This is a genomic window from Streptomyces zhaozhouensis (assembly GCF_900230195.1).
Taxonomy (GTDB): domain Bacteria; phylum Actinomycetota; class Actinomycetes; order Streptomycetales; family Streptomycetaceae; genus Streptomyces; species Streptomyces zhaozhouensis.
Map to the genome: position 1 here is coordinate 152449 of NZ_OCNE01000014.1, position 17153 is coordinate 169601.

General features: G+C 75.3%; 10 protein-coding genes. 3 read left to right on the top strand and 7 right to left on the bottom strand.

The genetic code is table 11. The features are described 5' to 3' along the window. Positions 1-71: 71 nt before the first annotated feature. Positions 72-1655 carry an alpha/beta hydrolase gene (locus tag CRP51_RS19605; protein ID WP_170970611.1) on the bottom strand — a complete coding sequence of 528 codons (1584 nt, stop codon included), beginning with the start codon at positions 1653-1655 and terminating at the stop codon, positions 72-74. Between the two features lie 327 nt (positions 1656-1982). Here CRP51_RS19605 and CRP51_RS19610 point away from each other — a divergent pair, with 327 nt between their 5' ends. Next, complete coding sequence (locus CRP51_RS19610) at positions 1983-3161, top strand: acyltransferase family protein (protein ID WP_342749075.1); 1179 nt, start codon at positions 1983-1985, stop codon at positions 3159-3161. A 21-nt stretch (positions 3162-3182) separates the two neighbouring features. On the opposite strand, the gene CRP51_RS19615 is transcribed toward CRP51_RS19610, so the two are convergent. The 6 genes from CRP51_RS19615 to CRP51_RS19640 form a co-directional block, all read right to left on the bottom strand. Further along, positions 3183-3773: a helix-turn-helix transcriptional regulator gene (locus tag CRP51_RS19615; RefSeq protein ID WP_097232575.1), complete on the bottom strand. Its 591-nt coding sequence runs from the start codon at positions 3771-3773 to the stop codon at positions 3183-3185. Beyond that, on the bottom strand, positions 3770-4399 hold the full coding sequence (locus tag CRP51_RS19620; protein ID WP_097232576.1) for a helix-turn-helix transcriptional regulator: 630 nt from the start codon (positions 4397-4399) through the stop codon (positions 3770-3772). Before CRP51_RS19620 ends, CRP51_RS19615 begins: the two co-directional genes overlap by 4 nt. Before the next feature lie 312 nt (positions 4400-4711). Then, complete coding sequence (gene sbnB, locus CRP51_RS19625; protein WP_097232577.1) at positions 4712-5740, bottom strand: 2,3-diaminopropionate biosynthesis protein SbnB; 1029 nt, start codon at positions 5738-5740, stop codon at positions 4712-4714. Further along, on the bottom strand, positions 5734-6771 hold the full coding sequence (gene sbnA, locus CRP51_RS19630) for a 2,3-diaminopropionate biosynthesis protein SbnA (RefSeq protein WP_097232578.1): 1038 nt from the start codon (positions 6769-6771) through the stop codon (positions 5734-5736). The genes sbnB and sbnA overlap by 7 nt, the downstream gene beginning before the upstream one ends. A gap of 56 nt (positions 6772-6827) precedes the next feature. Further along, the gene (locus CRP51_RS19635; RefSeq protein WP_139646722.1) at positions 6828-7046 is read right to left on the bottom strand and encodes an MbtH family protein; all 219 of its coding nucleotides are present in this window, start codon (positions 7044-7046) and stop codon (positions 6828-6830) included. Between the two features lie 275 nt (positions 7047-7321). Beyond that, complete coding sequence (locus tag CRP51_RS19640; protein WP_097232580.1) at positions 7322-8566, bottom strand: MFS transporter; 1245 nt, start codon at positions 8564-8566, stop codon at positions 7322-7324. A 207-nt stretch (positions 8567-8773) separates the two neighbouring features. Here CRP51_RS19640 and CRP51_RS19645 point away from each other — a divergent pair, with 207 nt between their 5' ends. Next, positions 8774-16117 carry a non-ribosomal peptide synthetase gene (locus CRP51_RS19645; RefSeq protein ID WP_097232581.1) on the top strand — a complete coding sequence of 2448 codons (7344 nt, stop codon included), beginning with the start codon at positions 8774-8776 and terminating at the stop codon, positions 16115-16117. Further along, the gene (locus CRP51_RS19650) at positions 16117-17133 is read left to right on the top strand and encodes a TauD/TfdA family dioxygenase (RefSeq protein WP_097232582.1); all 1017 of its coding nucleotides are present in this window, start codon (positions 16117-16119) and stop codon (positions 17131-17133) included. The genes CRP51_RS19645 and CRP51_RS19650 overlap by 1 nt, the downstream gene beginning before the upstream one ends. The last annotated feature ends 20 nt before the right edge of the window (positions 17134-17153 follow it).

A 17153-nucleotide genomic window follows, 5' to 3' on the forward strand; every position in this document is an offset into this window, starting at 1 on the left:
TGCTCCCTCACGGTCGGTTGACGACACGGCCCGGAGAGCCTACGTCCTCGCCGCGCGGGCCGTGGCCCGCTTTACCGGGTGCAGGTGGCGCCCTCCCCGGGGGCGGTCAGGTCGACCAGGTAGGCGGCGACGGCCTCGTTGACGCAGGCGTTGGCGCCGGAGCCGACGACGGTGTGGCCCTCGCCCTCGACGGTGAGCAGCGAGCCGCCGAGGCTCTCGGCGAGGTTGACGCCGCCCTGGTGCGGGGTGGTGGGGTCGCCGGTGATCGAGACGACCAGGGTCTCGGGCAGGCCCTCGATGTCCTGCGCGTAGGGGAAGCCGAGGCCGGGCTCGACCGGCCAGTGCTCGCAGGAGTCGCGGACGCCGTCGGTGACGTCGACGCCGGGGTCGGTGAACGGCGCGGACTCCAGGGCGGCGGTGCGGAGCGCGGCGCCCTGCTCGGGGGTCAGCCGTTCCTCGTCCGCGCAGTTGACGGCGTAGTTGGCCTCGGACAGGTTGGGCCAGGCGCCCTGGTCGTCGCGGCCCGCGAAGTCGCGGGAGAGCTGGAGCAGGATGTCGCCCCTGCCCTCGCGGAGTTCGGCGATGCCGTCGGTGATCAGCGGCCAGGACTCCTCGCTGTAGAGGCCGGCGATCACCCCGCCGACCGCGCCGTCGAAGGTGAGCCGCTGGTCGAGCGCGGGCACGGGCGCGTCGAAGAGCGGGCGCACGATCTCCTGGAACACCTCGGTCGCCCGCCCGGGGACGTCGCCCAGCGGGCAGCCGCCGCGTTCGGCGCAGTCCGCCGCCATCCGTTCGAAGGCGGCCTGGAAGCCGGCGTAGGCGCCGATCCGGCGTTCGAACGTGCCCTGGACGGGGTCGATCGCGCCGTCCAGGACCATGGCCCGCACGTGGCGCGGGAACTGCTCCGCGTAGACGGCGCCGAGCCGCGTGCCGTAGCTCTGGCCGAGGAAGTTCAGCTTCTCGTCGCCGAGCACGGCGCGCAGGATGTCCATGTCGCGCGCGACCTCGCGGCTGCCGACGCGGGTGAGCACCTCGATGCCGCCGGAGCCCTCGGCGCAGCGCTCCATCAGGTCGCGGGTGTCCTCCTCGGTCCACTGGACGGTGTTGCCCTGGCTGCTCAGCGGCACGTCGCCGGTGTCGGCCTCCGCGTCGGAATAGCAGTCGACGGCGGGCTGCGAGGAGCCCACCCCGCGCGGGTCGAAGCCCACCACGTCGAAGCGTTCGGTGACCGGGGTCTCGGCGAGCGCGAGGCTCGTGGTGGCGGCGCCGAAGAGGCCGGAGCCGCCGGGGCCGCCGGGGTTGGTCACCAGGGAGCCGATCGCCTCGCCCCGGGCCGGCACCCGGTTGACCGCCAGCCGCAGGGTCTCACCGCCGGGGTCCTCGTGGTCGAGGGGCACCCTCAGCAGGGCGCACTCCAGCCCCTCGACCAGCTCGTAGACGGTCGACTCGTCGGCGGTGTTGGCGTACCCGGCGCACGACTCCCACGCCAGCTCCTGCGCGTGGAACTCCTCCAGTCCCGGCGGCCGCGCCCCGTCGTCCGCCTCCCCGTCCTGTCCGGCCTGCGAGGAGCACGCGGCGAGCGGCAGCAGCAGCGCCGTGGCGGCGAGGCCGGCCCGCGCGCGGCGCGAGGGGCGGTTCCGGGTCCGGGTCAGCATGACGTTCCCTTCCGGTCAAGGCGTCGGAGGATGCGCGGTGGGGGCGGCGCCCCGGGGGTGGACCCAACTCACACCGTGCCCCTGGGGCCGGGTCAAGAGCACGGATATAGCCCCGCATACCGTGCGCTTTCGGGCAGAGAAGGGGAGACGGGGGGCTTGCCCGGGTAGATAACGTTCCTGTTACGGTGACAGGCAGAGGCCCAGTCCGGCCTCCTGGCAGGGGCTGGTCGGTACGTCAGCCCCACCTGGCGTGTTCCCCGCCGTTCCGCCGCGCGCAGCGCACCGGGTCTCGTGAGTCGCCCCGCTCCCTCACGAGAAAGAGAAGCCGTGCCGCAGGAACCGCAGACCGGCGTCCCCCACGCTCCGCGTCCGCCCGCTCAGACCCGCGAGGGTCGCGCACCGGCCGACGGCCGGGACGCCTTCCTCGACAACGCCAAGTACCTGCTGATCGTCCTGGTGGCGGTCGGCCACGCCTGGGAGCCGCTGGAGGAGAGCCAGACGCTCCGGGCCCTGTACCTCTTCGTCTACACCTTCCACATGCCGGCGTTCATCCTCATCTGCGGCTACCTGTCGCGGAGTTTCACCGGCAGCCCGCGCCAGCTGCGGCGGCTGGTGTCGGGCGTGGTGGTGCCCTATGTCGTCTTCGAGACGGCGTACTCGCTCTTCGAGCGCCGCTTCGGCGAGGACCCGAACCATCCGATCAGCCTGCTGGACCCGTGGTACCTGACCTGGTTCCTGGCGGCGCTCTTCGTCTGGCGGCTGACGGCCCCGCTGTGGCGGCGGCTGCGGCACCCGCTGCCGCTGGCGCTGCTGGTGGCCGCGCTGGCCACCACCTCGCCGGCGATCGGGCAGGACCTCGACCTGCAGCGCACGCTCCAGTTCCTGCCGTGCTTCGTGCTGGGCCTGTGCCTGCGGCGCGAGCACCTGGAGTGGGTGCGGCGGCGCGAGGTGCGGCTGCTTTCCGTGCCGGTGGTGGCCGCCGCCGCGCTGACCGCGTACTGGGCGGCGCCCCGCGTGGAGACCGACTGGTTCTACCGCCGCGCCAGCGCCCAGGAGTTGGGCGAGCCCTGGTGGAACGGTCCGGTCATGTCCCTGGCCCTCTTCGGCTGCGCGATGCTGCTGACGGCGGCGTTCCTGGCGTGGGTGCCGGCGCGGCGCACCTGGTTCACGGTGCTGGGCGCCGGCACGATCTGCGGCTATCTGCTGCACGGCTTCCTGCTGACCGGCGCCGAGTACGGCGGCTTCTTCGAGACCTACGCCTGGCCGCACGACCCGGCCGGCACGGTCCTGCTGTCGCTGGTCACCGCGCTGGCCGTCACGCTGATGTGCTCCCCGCCGGTCCGCCGCCTGCTGCGCCCGGTGACCGAGCCGGACCTCCGCTGGGCCTTCCGCTCCGAGCGGCCGGACGAGACCGCCCCCGCGCCGGGGCCGCGGCCCGAGGCCGGGACCGAGCCGGCCGGGCGGGCCCGGAACGCGTCCCGGGAGCGGGAGACCAGCCGGGGGTGAGCGCCGGGGGCGCCGCCCCGTTCAGATGAGGCCGGAGCGGACGGCGCGGGCGACGGCGTGCGAGCGGTTGCGGACCTGGAGACGGGCCATCAGGTCGTAGAGGACGTTCTTGACCGTGTGCTCGGAGCAGCACAGGGCGCGGGCGATGGCGGCGTTGCCCTGGCCCTCGGCGACCAGGGCCAGGACGGCGGTCTGCCGAGCGGTCAGCGGGGAGTCCGGCGGCGGCAGGTCGCGTCCGGCGCCGGCCAGCACCCGGACCAGGGTGTCGTGCGACATCCGGCCCTCGCCGTGGTGGGCGGAGCACACGGCCGCGCGCAGCCGCGCGGGAGTGGCCTCGTCGCGGGAGAGGATGACGAGCACGCCGGCGCGCAGTGCGGTGCGCGTGCCCTCGGGCCGCACGGTGTTGGCGATCACCAGATGCGGCCCGGCGGGTCCGGCGCGGCCCGCGCGCAGCGCGTCCTGGACGCTGTCGCCGGCGGCGACCGCGAGGGCGCCGCGCGGGGCGAGTGCGACGCCCGCGTGGCGCAGCGCGGTGGCGACGGTGGTCCGCAGCCGGCCGGGCGCGGCGAGCAGGGTGACGGCGGCGGGCGGGGGCGGGGGCGGGGCGCTCACAGCAGGCCGGCCCGGAGGGCGTAGGCGACGGCGTGGGCGCGGTTGCGCAGCCGGAAGCGGTGGGTGATGTCGTGCACGACGGTGGTCACGGTGCGGGTGGAGTAGCACAGCTCCCTGGCGATCTCGCCGGTCTCCATGCCGTCCGCGACCAGGCGCAGCACGGCCCGTTCGCGTTCGCTCAGCCCGTTCGCCGACCAGGCGGTGGCGGCGGCGGGGGGTTCGCAGCCGGTGCCCAGGAGTTCGCCGAGCAGGTCGATGGGGACGGTGCAGTCGCCGCCGGCGACGGCGAGCACGGTGTGCGCCAGGCGTGCGCCGCTGGCCTCGCGCCGGCGCAGCACGCCGCGCACGCCGGAGGCGACCGCGTGCAGGGCTTCGGCGGGGGTCAGGTCGGCGACCACGAGAACGACCTCGGGGCGCGGCGGGGTGTCCCTGATCTCCCGGACCAGGTCGAGCACGGAGGGCGCCACCTGGTCGGCGACCACGACCGCGACCCGGGCGTCCCCGGCGACCTCGGGGGCGGTGCACGGGGACAGGGACACCTCGGGGCTGGCAGCCAGGGCGCTGCGGGTTCCGGCCTCAAGGACGGGATCCGTCGCGACGACGCTGACGCGCACCGGGTCACCCATGGGGTTCCTCCTGATGGTCTCGGCCCCGGGAGACCCCGGGAGCCACTGCGTTCAGCGTCGGCGAACGGGCGGCCGCGCGCATGGGGTATCGCCCCCCAATTTCGTCGCGGCGGGACGGAGGAGGGGCGGCGTGGCGGAACGGGGGAACGGCGTCGCGGAGGAGGGGCCGCGTGGCGGAACGGCGTCGCGGAGGAAGGGCCGCGCGACGGAACGGCGCGGTGCCGGGGCGGCCCCGGCGCACGCGTGGGAGCCGGCCGTCCCCCGGGGGTGGGGACGGCCGGCTCCGGAGGGGGGCCGCTAGGCCGAGGCGACCTAGTAGGGCTCCTCCTCCGCCTCGGGGTCGGGCAGGAAGTCGGGGACGGAGACACCGAGTCCGGCGCGCTGGGCGCCGGTCAGCACCAGGTCGGCGACGGCCAGGTCGAGCACGCCGAGGCCGAACGGCGAGAAGACGGTGAGCCGTTCGGCCGCGCGCGGCGCCGGGTCGGGTGCGCGCAGCAGCGCGCCGACGGTGGCGCGGATGAACTCCCGGTGGCCGACGCGCTGTTCCGCCAGGTGCAGGGAGGTGGCGGCGCGGCAGACATGGTCGGGGTCGTCGACCACGTTGTCGGCGGCGAGCACCGCCGGCACCCGCACGTCGCGCAGCGACAGGTGCAGCACCAGCGTGCCCGGCCGGCACGGCGCCAGGTCGAGGTGCGGCACGGCGGCCGTGGTGGCGACGCTGACCAGCCGGTGCGCGCCCAGCGCCGACTCGACGCGGTCGGCGACCCGCACGGTCAGCGCCGGGCCGTAACGCCGCGCGCACCGCGCCGCGAACGCCTCGGCCCGCTCGCGGTCCAGGTCGAAGACGGTCACCTCGGCGAGCTTCGGCAGGGTGACCCGCAGAAAGTGGAGCGTCTCCGCGTTGATCACACCGCAGCCGATCAGGCTCACGCCGGTGTCCTGGGGCGTGCCCGGCAGCGCGGCGGCGGCCAGGGCGGCGCTCGCCGCCGTGCGGCGCGCCGAGATGGTGGCGCTCTCCAGCACGGCCAGCGGGCGGCCGGTGAGCAGGGAGTTGAGGATCATCGTCGCCGAGGCGCGGGGCAGCCCCTCGGGGACGTTGCCCGGGAAGGAGGCGATCCACTTCAGTCCGGCGACCGGGCGACGCCCCTCGCCGCCACCGAGATAGCCGGGAAGTCCGATGATCCGGTCGTGCGGATTGTCGGGGAAACGGAGAAAGACCGAGTGCGGAAGCGCGCTGTCCCCGGCCTCGTGGCGCAGGTAGGCGTGGCGCACCGCCGCGAGGACGGCGTCCTCGGCACCGTCGAGCACCCGCTCGACGTCCCGGTGTCCGATGATCAGCACGAGGCCACCTCCACGGTGTCTTCCTTCCAGAGTTGGCCGACGTCGCCGAAGTGGGCGGTGACCCAGGCGTCGTCGTAGATGGTGTCGAGATAGCGCTCGCCGCTGTCCGGGAAGACCAGCGCGCAGCGCGCCCCCTCGGGGATACGGGCGCTCAGCCGGGTGAGGGCGCTGACCACCGCGCCGGAAGAGCCGCCGGCCAGGATCGCCTCGCGGCCGACCAGCCGCCGGCAGCCGACCAGGCAGTCCAGGTCGCTGACGTGGACCACCTCGTCGGCGAGCCCCGGCCGATAGAGCCGGGGCGCCTCGGCGGCGCCGTGCCCGGGGATCAGCCGGCGGCCGACGGGCGGCCGGAAGATCGCGCTGGCCTCCGCGTCCACCGCCACGATCCGCACCGGCAGCCCCGCCTCCCTGGCGTACTCGGCGCAGCCCCGCAGCGTCCCCGCCGAACTGACCGTCACCAGCAGGTAGTCGAGCCGCCCTTCGAGCGCCTCGACGATCTCCCGCATGGTGGTGCGGTGCGCCCAGGCGTTGCGCGGGTTGGCGTACTGGTCGGGGCAGTAGGCGTCGGGCAGGGAGTCGACCAGGTCGCGCACGTACCGCTTGCGCGCCGGCAGGTACTCGCCGGTGGCCGGGTCGACGCTCTCCACGGTGCGCACCTCGGCGCCGAGCGCCCGCATGATCGCGACGTTCTGCGGATTGGTCCTCGGGTCGACGACGCAGACGAAGCGGAGGCCGAGATAGCGGCACGCCTGGGCGAGACCGATGCCCAGGTTGCCCGAGCTGGACTCCACCACCACCGTGCGCCCCGGCACGACGGCGCCGGTGCGGACCGCCTCGGCGACCATCGCGCCGGCCGAGCGGTCCTTGATGCTGCCGCCGGGGTTGGCCGCCTCCAACTTGGCGAACGTGCGGAACCCGCTGCCCGGCAGCAGCTTCGTCAGCTCCACCAGCGGGGTGCCGCCCACGGTGGACAGCACCCCCGAGGCGTAGCCGCCCGGCGGTGGCGTGGCATCGAACGTGGCGCGGTTCATCGCCTGACGTCCCCTCTCCCCTTCCCCGGTCTCCCGGATCGCCCGAACGCCGGCGGTCAGCCGGCCGACTCGGTCTCGGCCATCCGGCGGCGCAGCGACGCCGGGCGCATGTCCGTCCAGATCTCCCCGACGTGCGCGAGGCACTGCTCCCTGGTGCCCTCGGTCCCCTCCGCGTACCAGCCCAGTGGCAGCTCCCGGTCGGCGCGCCAGAGGGAGTACTGCTCCTCGTCGTTGCGCACCACGAGGTAACGGTGCTCGTCTTCGCCGTCGCCCATCGTCCGTCCTCCCATGTCGCGGTCGGCTTTCTCGCTCACCCGCTGAGCGTGCCCGCCGGGCGGGCGCGGCCATAGAGACAAACGGGCAGCGGTCTCGGCGTCCGCCGGGGGTGGGGGCGGGGGCGACCACCCACCTCGCCACCTCGGCACCGCCGTCGCCCCACCCCCGCCACCCGGCATTCGCGCGGTTCCCCGCGCCCCCGAAAAGTCCGCCCACCGGCACAGAAGCGGCACGGAGAAGGGCGCGGGCGCCACCCACCGGGGCGAGGGCGCCGTCACCGCACCGCCGCGCCGGCGTCGGCGTCTGCCGGCGCCGCGCGCACCGAGGGGCTGAGCGTGGCGAAGAGCGCGCACAGCAGCATCCAGCCGCTGAGCAGCCCGATGGTGGCCTCGGCGCCGACCCAGCTCAGCAGGTAGCCGCCCACGACGGAGCCCAGCGGCACGGCGCCGAAGGCGACCATGCCGGCGGCGCCCAGCACCCGGCCGCGCAACCGGTCGGGCGTGACGGCGAGTTGGTAGGCGGAGGTGGCGACGTTCCACAGCGGGCCGACGAAGCACATCAGCGCGTAGACCGCGCCCAGCGCCAGCGGGTCGCCCGCGACGAGCAGCAGCGGGACGAGCACCGCCCAGGCCCAGTTGGCGCCGACCACCACCGCCTTCAGCGAGATCCGCGCCACCACGGCCGGCGCCGCCAGCGAGCCGGCCAGCCCGCCGACGGCGGCGACGCCCAGCATCACGCCCACGGTCGCCGGCCCCGCGCCGCGGTCGGCGGCGAGCACGATGACCACCAGGAACAGCGCGCGGAAGAGGAAGTTGCTGCCGGCGACCAGCAGCGTGGTGGCCCGCAGGAACGGCTGCCCCCACAGCCACACCGCGCCCTCGACGAACTCCCGGCGGCCCGGCGCCGACCGGGCCGCGCGCGGCGCGCGGGCGCGCTGGAAGTCGCCCTTGATCAGCAGCAGCGCGACCAGCGACACCAGATAGGTCCCCAGGTCGAAGAGGAACGGCACCGCGCGCCCCAGGCCGAAGAGCGTGCCGCCCAGCGGCTGTCCCAGCATCGCCGCCCCCCTGGCGCGCGCCTCGTTGCGGGAGAGGGCGAACGTCACCTGCGAGGGATGCACCAGGTGCGGCACGGCGGAGGCCGCCGCCAGCCGGTAGGTGACGGCGAGCACACCCTCGACGAAGCCGACGACCAGGATGTGGGGCAGTGTCAGCCGGCCGGCGAGCAGCGCGGCGGCGAGGCTGCCGATGGCCGCCACGCACAGCAGGTCGCACGCGATCATCAGCCGCCTTCGGTCGACGCGGTCCACCACGACGCCGGCCGGCACCTGGAAGAGCAGTTGCGGCAGCAGCGCGACGAAGCCGGCGAGGCCGGCGTCGCCCGGCGCCCCGGTCAGCGCCAGCACCAGCAGCGGGTAGGCGACACCTGAGGCGTTCGAGCCGAGCATCGACACGGCGGAACCGGACCACAGCAGCAGGAAGTCGCGGTTGCGCCGCAACGGGAGCACGTCTCGGGGCATGGCCCCGATCGTCGGCAGCGCCCCGGCCCGGCCGTAGAGAAGAACCGGCGGTGACGCCCGCCGACCTGGCTGCGCGCGACGGCGCCGCGCCGGCCCTGCCCGCTCCCCCACCCCGCCCGGCACCGTGGCCCGTGGTCGGCCCCGGGCGGGCCGTCGGGACCCTCCGAGCCGGGGGTCGGTCCGGGGAGACGCGAAGGAAGGCGAACGATGGGCACCAGCTCGACCCCTCGCGCGGAGTTGCTGCGCCAGCGGCTGCGCGGTCTGCGGCCGGCCGCGCCGGAGACCGGTATCAGCGCGGTGGCGAGGACCGGGCCGCCGCCGCTGTCGTTCGCGCAGCGCCGGCTGTGGGTGCTGGACCGGCTGACGCCGGGCGACACCCAGTATCTGATGCCGCTGCGGCTGCGGCTGCCCGGGACGCTGGACGAGGCGGCGCTGCGTCGGGCGCTGGACGAACTGCCCGCCCGGCACGAGGTGTTGCGCACCCGGTACCGGGAAGTCGACGGCGAGCCCGTGCAGTGGGTCGACGCGCCGGGCCCGCTGCCGCTGACCCGGGTGGACGTCGGGAGGCTGCCGGCCGACGAGGCGCGCGCCCGGGTGGACGCGCTGGTGGCCGAGGACGGCGACCGGCCCTTCGACCTGGCGGCCGAGTGGCCGGTGCGCGCGCTGCTGGTCCGGGAACCCGACGCCTGGACGCTGTTGCTGACGTGCCACCACATCGCCTCCGACGGCTGGTCCGAGGGGCTGCTGCTCGGCGAACTCGACGCGCTCTACGGCGCGTTCGCCGCAGGGGAGCCTTCGCCTTTGGAGCCGCCGCCGGTGCAGTACGCGGACTTCGCGCTGTGGCAGCGCGGGCGGCTTGAGGGCCCGGTGCTGGATCGGCAACTGGACTACTGGGGCGCGAAGCTGGTCGGGCTGACGCCGTTGGCCCTGCCGCTGGACCGGCCCCGGGCCCCGCTGCGGGACGGCGCGGGGGCCACCGAGGTCTTCGAGGTGCCGGCGACGGTGGCGACGCGGCTGGCCGAGGCCGGCGGGGAGCGCGGCGCGACCCCGTTCATGGTGCTGCTCGCCGTCTTCAAGCTGCTGCTGTCCCGGCACTGCGGCCAGCGCGACGTCGTGGTGGGCAGCCCGGTCGCCGGCCGGGAGCGGGCGGAGACCCAGACGATGCCCGGACTGTTCACCAACACGGTGGTGCTGCGCACCGACCTGGCGGGGGCGACGACCTTTCCCGACCTGCTGGAACGGGTGCGGGAGACGGCGCTGGGCGCGTTCACCCACCAGGAGACGCCGTTCGAGCGGCTGGTGGAGACGCTCGCCCCGGAGCGCGACCCCTCGCGCAACCCGCTCTTCCAGGTCGTCTTCCAGTACGCGGCGGCCGGCGAGACACCGCTGCCCCGGCTGGGCGGGACACAGCTGCCGGTGGCCTCGCGCACCGCCAAGTTCGATCTGGGCCTCGCGCTCGCCGCACGCCCCGACGGCTCGCTCGTCGGTCAACTGGAGTACGCCACCGCGCTCTTCGACGCCCCGACGGTGCGCCGGCTGGTCGGCCACTACCGGCGGCTGCTGTCCGGGGTCGCCGACGACCCGCTGGCGCCGGTGGACGCCCTGCCGATGCTCGGCGAGGAGGAACGGCGGCTGCTGCGGGAGTGGAGCGGCGCCGGGGCGAGCTTCCCGGCGGAGCGTTCCCTGCCCGAGGTCTTCCGGGCCCGCGCCGCGATGGCGCCGGACGCGGTCGCGGTGCGCTGCGCGGGCGAGTCGCTGAGCTACGCCGAACTGGACGCCAGGTCGGACGCGTTGGCCGGCCGGCTGCGCGCCGGGGGCGTCGGCGGGGGCGACCTGGTGGGGGTCTGCCTGCCGCGCGGCGCGCACCTGGTGGTGGCGCTGCTGGGGGTGCTCAAGTCCGGGGCCGGCTATGTGCCCCTGGACCCCGGTCTGCCGGCCGGGCGGCTCGCCTTCGTCCACCAGGACGCCGGGCTGGCGGCCGTGGTGACGGAACGTCGCCTTCTGGGCGTGCTGCCGGCGGACGGGCGCGAGCCGCTGCTGATGGACGAGGAGGACGACTCGGACGACGGGTGGGCCCCGTCGGCGGCCCCTCCCCCGCCGCCGGGTCCCGACGAGGTCGCCTATGTCATCTACACCTCGGGCTCCACCGGGCGGCCCAAGGGGGTCGCCGTCACCCACGCCAACGTGCTGCGCCTGCTGCTCTCCTGCCAGGAGGACTTCGGCTTCGGCGCGGACGACGTCTGGACGCTCTTCCACTCCTACGCGTTCGACTTCTCCGTCTGGGAACTGTGGGGCCCGCTGCTGACCGGCGGCCGGGTCGTCGTGGTGCCGTTCGACGTCTCCCGCTCGCCGCGCGACCTGCTGCGGCTGCTGGCCGAGGAGCGGGTCACGGTGCTCAACCAGACGCCCTCCGCGTTCCGTTGGCTGACCGAGGCGGCCGTCGACGGCACGGTCTCCCCCGACCGGCTCGCCCTGCGGACGGTGGTCTTCGGTGGTGAGGCACTGGACATGGCGGAGCTGGCGCCCTGGTACGACTGGTGGCAACGGGCCGGCGTCCCGGGCCCCGAACTGGTCAACATGTACGGGATCACCGAGACCACCGTGCATGTCACCCGCCGGCCGCTGCTGCCGGCCGAGGCCGTCGAGGCCGCGCGGACCGGCCGCCGGCACAGCCCGATCGGCCGGCCGCTGGCCGACCTGCGGGTGCGGCTGCTGGACGAGGCGCTGCGCGAGGTGCCGATCGGCGTCCCCGGCGAGCTGTATGTCTCGGGCCCCGGGCTGGCCAGGGGCTATCTCCACCGGCCGGCGCTGACCGCCGACCGCTTCCCGCCCGACCCCCGCGCCACCGCGCCAGGCGCGCGGATGTACCGGACCGGCGACCTGGCCAGGTTCCGGGCGGACGGCGAGCTGGAGTACCTGGGGCGCGTCGACGAGCAGGTCAAGATCCGCGGCCACCGGGTGGAGCCCGGCGAGATCGAGGCCGCCCTGGCCTCCCATCCGGAGCTGGAGCGCGCCGTGGTGCTCGCCCACACGCCCGCGGGCGAACGGGAGGCACGACTGGTCGCCTACGTGGTACCGACCACCGAACGGGTGCCGGACGTCGCGGAGTTGCGCGCCCACCTCGGGCGGTGGCTGCCGGCCTATCTGGTACCTGCCGTCTTCGTCCCGGTGGCCGGGATCCCGCTGACCGGCAACGGCAAGACCGACCGGGCCGCGCTGCCGTCCCCCGAGGACCACCGCGCCCTGCCGGCGGGCGGGCGGACGGCGCCGCGCGACGCCGTGGAGGAGGCGATGGCGCGCGGCTTCGCCGAGGCGCTGGACCTTCCCGAGGTGGGGGTGCACGACAACTTCTTCGCCCTCGGCGGCGACTCGATCCGCGCCATCCGCGTGGTCGGCGCGCTGCGGCGCGCCGGCGTCGAACTCACCGTCCAGGAGCTGCTGTCGCACCAGACGGTCGGCGGGATCACGGCGGCCCGCCGGGGCGCGGCGCCGGCCGCGGGCGACAGCGAGGAGGAGCGCAGGGTCGCGCCGTTCGCGCTGCTCGCCCCCGAGGAGCGGGCCGCGCTGCCGCCCGGCGTGGTGGACGCCTACCCGCTGTCCATGGTGCAGGCGGCGATGGTCTACCAGATGCTCGCGGACGGCGAGGACAGCCCCTACCACAACGTGACGCTCTTCCCGATGGCCGACGACGCCCCGTTCGACCTGGCGGCGCTGCGCGCGGCGGCGGCGCTGCTGGCCGAGCGGCACGAGATCCTGCGCACCCGATTCGACCTGACCACCTTCCGGGAGCCGGTGCAACTGGTCGGTGCCGAGGGCGCCGTGGAGGTCGGCCACACCGATCTGCGCGGGCTCTCCGAGGAGGAGGTCCGAAAGGAGCTGCGGCGGTTCGTCGCCGACACCAGGAACGACCCGTTCGACGTGACCCGGGCGCCGATGGTCCGCTTCCACGCGCTGCGCACGGGCGAGGACCGGTGGACGTTCGCGTTCGTCGAGTGCCACGCGGTGCTCGACGGCTGGAGCCACCACTCCCTGATCGACGAACTGCTCACCGACTACCGCGCGTTGCGCGAGGGGCGGGCGCCCGGGGAGCGGCCGGCGCACACCGTGCGGTTCGCCGACTACGTGGCGCGGGAGCGGCGTTCGCTGGCCTCGGCGGAGGACCGGGAGTTCTGGCGGGACCGGCTGGAGCGCTTCGACCGGGTGGAGCTGCCGCCCTCCTGGGCGGCCGACCCGGCGGCCGGCGAGGAGCCCTACCAGCTCAGCGTCGACTTCGCCGACCTGGAACCGGGGCTGCGGCGGCTGGCCTCGGCGGCCAGCGCCTCGCTGAAGAGCGTGCTGCTGACCGCGCATCTGAAGGTGCTCTCCGTCGTCGGCGGCACCCGGGCGCCGCGCACCGGACTGGTCTGCAACGGCCGGCTGGAGACCGAGGGCGGCGAGCTGGTCCGGGGGATGCACCTCAACACCTTGCCGTTCGCGGTGGAGTTGACGGGCGCGGACTGGCGGACGCTGGTGCGGCGGGTGCTGGCCGAGGAGGCGGCGCTCTGGCCGCACCGCAGGTTCCCGCTGCCGGAGATGCAGCGCGCCTGGGGCGCGGGGACGCCGCTGGTGGACGTCGCCTTCACCTATCTCGACTTCCACGTGCTGGACGACCGGCGGATCGAGTCGGCCGGCGTGGTGGACGTCAGCCCCAACGAGTTCGGGCTCGACGTGTGGACGTTCCCCGGCCGGCTGTACGTGTCGGCCCGGCCCGAGCGGCTCGGCCGCGCGCACGGGCGGCGGCTGCTGGCCCTCTACCGGCGGGTGCTGGAGGCGATGGCCGCCGACCCGGCGGGCGACGCGCGCGGCAGCCTGCTGGACCCGGAGGAGGAGCGGCGGCTCGCCGGCCACGCGTGGGGCCGGTCCGTGGACTACCCGGAGCTGTGCGTCCACGAGCTGTTCGAACGGCAGGTCGCGCGCACCCCGGACGCGGTGGCGCTGCGGGCCGCCGACGGCTCGACCGTCTCCTACGCGGAGCTGAACGCGCGCGCCAACCGGCTGGCGCGGCGGCTGCGCGCGCGGGGCGTCGGCGTCGAGTCGCGCGTCGGGGTCCTGCTGCGGCGCGGCCCGGACCTGGTGGTGGCGCTGCTGGCGGTGCTCAAGGCGGGAGCCGCGTACCTGCCGCTCGACCCGGCCCATCCGGCCGCCAGGCTCGCGACGCTGCTGCGCGAGGCGGACGCCCGACTGGTGCTGACCGAACCGGGGTTGACCGACCGGCTGGCCGGCTCCCCGGCACGCCCGCTGTCCGTGGAGGCCGACGGCGAGTCGGGGGCGAACCTGGGCGCCACCGCCTCACCGGAGGCCCTGGCCTATCTCGTCTACACCTCGGGCTCCACCGGCACCCCCAAGGGCGTGATGGTCGAGCACCGGAACCTGGTCAACTACATCTGCTGGTGCCTGGACGCCTACCGTCCGCTGCGCGGCACCGGGTCGCCGCTGTACTCCTCGATGGCCTTCGACCTCCCGGTCACCTCGCTCTTCCCCGCGCTGCTGTCCGGCCAGCCGGTCACCCTCACCGAGGACGACGGGACGCCGGGCGTCGACGCGCTGGTCCAGGCGCTGGAGAAGGGCGGGTTCGGGCTGCTCAAGCTGAGCCCTGCGCACCTGGCGCTGCTCAACAGGTCGCTCAGCCCCGAGGGGGTGCGGCGCGCCACCGGCCGACTGATCGCCGGTGGCGACGAGTTGGTGCGCGACATGGTCTCGCGGTGGGCCCGGCACTCGCCCGAGACGGTGGTGGACAACGAGTACGGTCCGACCGAGACGACCGTCGGCTGCTCCCATGTCGAGGCGGCCGCCGGGGAGTTGGAGTCCGGTGTGCTGCCGATCGGACGCCCCGTCAGCAACACCGTGATGCGGGTCCTGGACGCCGACCTGGCGCCCGTGCCGGTGGGCGTGGTCGGGGAGTTGTACCTGGGCGGCGCCCAGCTGACGCGCGGCTACGTGGGGCGTCCGGAGCTGACGGCCGAGCGCTACGTGCCCGACCCGTACGCGACGCGGCCGGGCCAGCGCCTCTACCGCAGCGGCGACCTGGCGCGCCACCGCGAGGACGGGGTGCTGGAGTTCGCCGGCCGGGTCGACGACCAGGTGAAGGTGCGCGGCCACCGGGTGGAGATCGGCGAGGTGGAGGCGGCGCTGCACCGGCACGCGGAGCTGCGGGACGCCGTGGTCCGACTGGTGACCATGCCCAGCGGCGAACGGGAACTGGTCTCCTATCTGGTACCGGCCGACGGTGTCGTCCTCGACCCGGTGGAGCTGGACGCCCGGCTGGCCACCGAGCTGCCCGCCCCCCTGATCCCGGCCGGGCACATGGTGCTCGACGCGCTGCCGATGACGCCCAGCGGCAAGATCGACACCAGGGCGCTGCCGGAGCCGACCGGCGCGACGGTGACGACCGCCTACCGGGCGCCGCGCACGGCGGTGGAGAACGTGCTGGCGCGCGCCTGGGCGCGGGTGCTCGGGGTGCCGCGGGTCGGCGTGGACGACGAGTTCGCCGCGCTCGGCGGCAACTCGATGACGGTGATGCGGGTGATCGTCGCGCTCCGCGAGGAGCACGGGCTGTCGTTGACGTTCCGCAGCTTCTACGAGCACCGCACCGTCGCCGAGTTGGCGCGCGCGGTGACCGGCGCCGGCGGGGACGGGGTCGGCTCGGCCGGGCACGCGGCGGACGCCGTGGTGTGGCTGCGCCGGGAGGGGAGCCGGCCGCCGCTGTTCTGTGTGCATCCGGGCAGCGCCCACTGGTTCGCCCAGCTGGCGGCGCACCTGGACGAGGAGCAGCCGGTGGCCGCGTTCGAGTGGCCGGGGCTGACCCGGGAGTGCCCGGCACCCGAGAGCGTCGGGGCCATCGCCGAGCTCAACCTGGCGCAGTTGCGCAGGATCGCGCCGAACGGCCCCTACCGGCTGCTGGGTTGGTGCGGCGGCAGCCAGATCACCAGCGAGATGGTGCGGCGGCTGCGGGAGGCGGGCGAGGACGTCACGTTCGTGCTGCTCGATCCGGCGCTGGACAGCTACGAGCGGGAGAACATGCGGGAGTTCATGGCCCGCTTCCGCGAGGCCGAGGCGCTGCTGGCCGAGCTGGCCGAGGCCGGGGAGGAACGGGTCCCCGCGCTGCGGCGGCGGGCCGCCGAGGTGCTGGAGGTCATCGTCGACGACGGCACCGTGGACCCGCCGGTGCCGGGCGACCCGTTCTGGCCGTCGCGGGTGCGGGTGTGGCGGGAGCTGCTCCAGACCCGGCTCGACTACCGCCACCGCCCCTGCCCCGGCCCGCTGCACCTGATCGCGGGCGACGAACTGGCCGCCGGCGACCACGAGGTGGCGTTCGGGCAGAGCTTCGACGACTACACCGGCCGCTGGTCCGAGCTGGCCACCGGCGGGCTGACGGTCCACCGGGTGGCCGGGACCCATCTGGGGGTGCTGCGGGCGCCCCATGTCGCCGAGGTGGCCCGGACGTTGACCGGGCTGCTCGCCCACGAGGGCCGATCCGGCTCCCCGTCGAACGAACCGAAGGAAGCGCACTGATGTCCTCATCCCTGCTCGACACCGGATCCCCCCGGGAGACCGGGAGATCCCCCGGGGTGCTCGCCCTGGACGACGCGACGGCGGCCGCCGTGGACACGGTGGCGCGGGCCCTGCTGCCGGTGGCCGACGGCGAGGTCGACGCCCCCGGGTGGTCGGCCGCGGCCCGGCGGCTGTGGCACGAGCTGCCGACGGCGCTGCGCCGCGCGCTGGCCGACTTCCGCCGCGACCCGGGCCCGGGGGGCGCGCTGCTGCTGCGCGGGCTGCCGGTGCACGAGGCGGGTGTGCCGGCGACCCCCTCGGTCAGCGGCTCCGTGCAGCGGCGCGCGACCCTGCCGGCTTCGGTGCTGGCCCTGGTCGCCCACGCGTTGGGCGACCAGATCGCCTACCGCTCGGAGAAGTCGGGCGCGCTGGTGCACGACGTGGTGCCGGTGCCGGGCAGCGAGGAGTTCCAGGGCAACGAGGGCTCGGTGCTGCTGACCTTCCACAACGAGAACGCGTTCGATCCGCACCGCCCCGACTACGTGCTGCTGTTCTGTCTGCGGGCCGACCACGAGCGGGTGGCGGGGCTGCGGACCGCCTCCATCCGGCAGGTGCGGGGGCTGCTCGACGAGCGGCACCGCGAGGCGCTGTTCCGCGCGGACTTCGTGACGGCGCCGCCGCCCTCGTTCGGCGCCGGGCGGGGCAGGTCGCTGCGGCACGCGGTGCTCAGCGGCGCGTGGGACGACCCGGACCTGCTGGTGGACTTCGCCGCCACCTCGGCGGTGACGCCCCGGGGCACCGAGGCGATGCGGGCGCTCCAGGAGCTGTTCGCCGCGCACGCCGACACCCATCTGCTGGTCCCCGGCGACCTGGCGATCGTCGACAACCGGCTGACGGTCCACGGCAGGACCGCGTTCGTGCCGCGCTACGACGGGCTGGACCGGTGGCTGCAACGCGCCTTCGTCGCCCGGGACCTGCGCGCCTCCCGCGCGCGCCGGGCGGGCGACGGCCAGGTGCTGGCCGACCTCACCCCCTGAGTTCCCCCTCGGCGGCGCGC

What these genes read in the sequence shown, in the direction of transcription:
- CRP51_RS19605 (WP_170970611.1), bottom strand. Translation starts at nt 1,655, where the DNA reads ATGCTGACCCGGACCCGGAACCGCCCCTCGCGCCGCGCGCGGGCCGGC.
- CRP51_RS19620 (WP_097232576.1), bottom strand. Translation starts at nt 4,399, where the DNA reads ATGGGTGACCCGGTGCGCGTCAGCGTCGTCGCGACGGATCCCGTCCTT.
- sbnA (WP_097232578.1), bottom strand. Translation starts at nt 6,771, where the DNA reads ATGAACCGCGCCACGTTCGATGCCACGCCACCGCCGGGCGGCTACGCC.
- CRP51_RS19635 (WP_139646722.1), bottom strand. Translation starts at nt 7,046, where the DNA reads ATGGGCGACGGCGAAGACGAGCACCGTTACCTCGTGGTGCGCAACGAC.
- CRP51_RS19640 (WP_097232580.1), bottom strand. Translation starts at nt 8,566, where the DNA reads ATGCCCCGAGACGTGCTCCCGTTGCGGCGCAACCGCGACTTCCTGCTG.
- CRP51_RS19645 (WP_097232581.1), top strand. Translation starts at nt 8,774, where the DNA reads ATGGGCACCAGCTCGACCCCTCGCGCGGAGTTGCTGCGCCAGCGGCTG.
- CRP51_RS19650 (WP_097232582.1), top strand. Translation starts at nt 16,117, where the DNA reads ATGTCCTCATCCCTGCTCGACACCGGATCCCCCCGGGAGACCGGGAGA.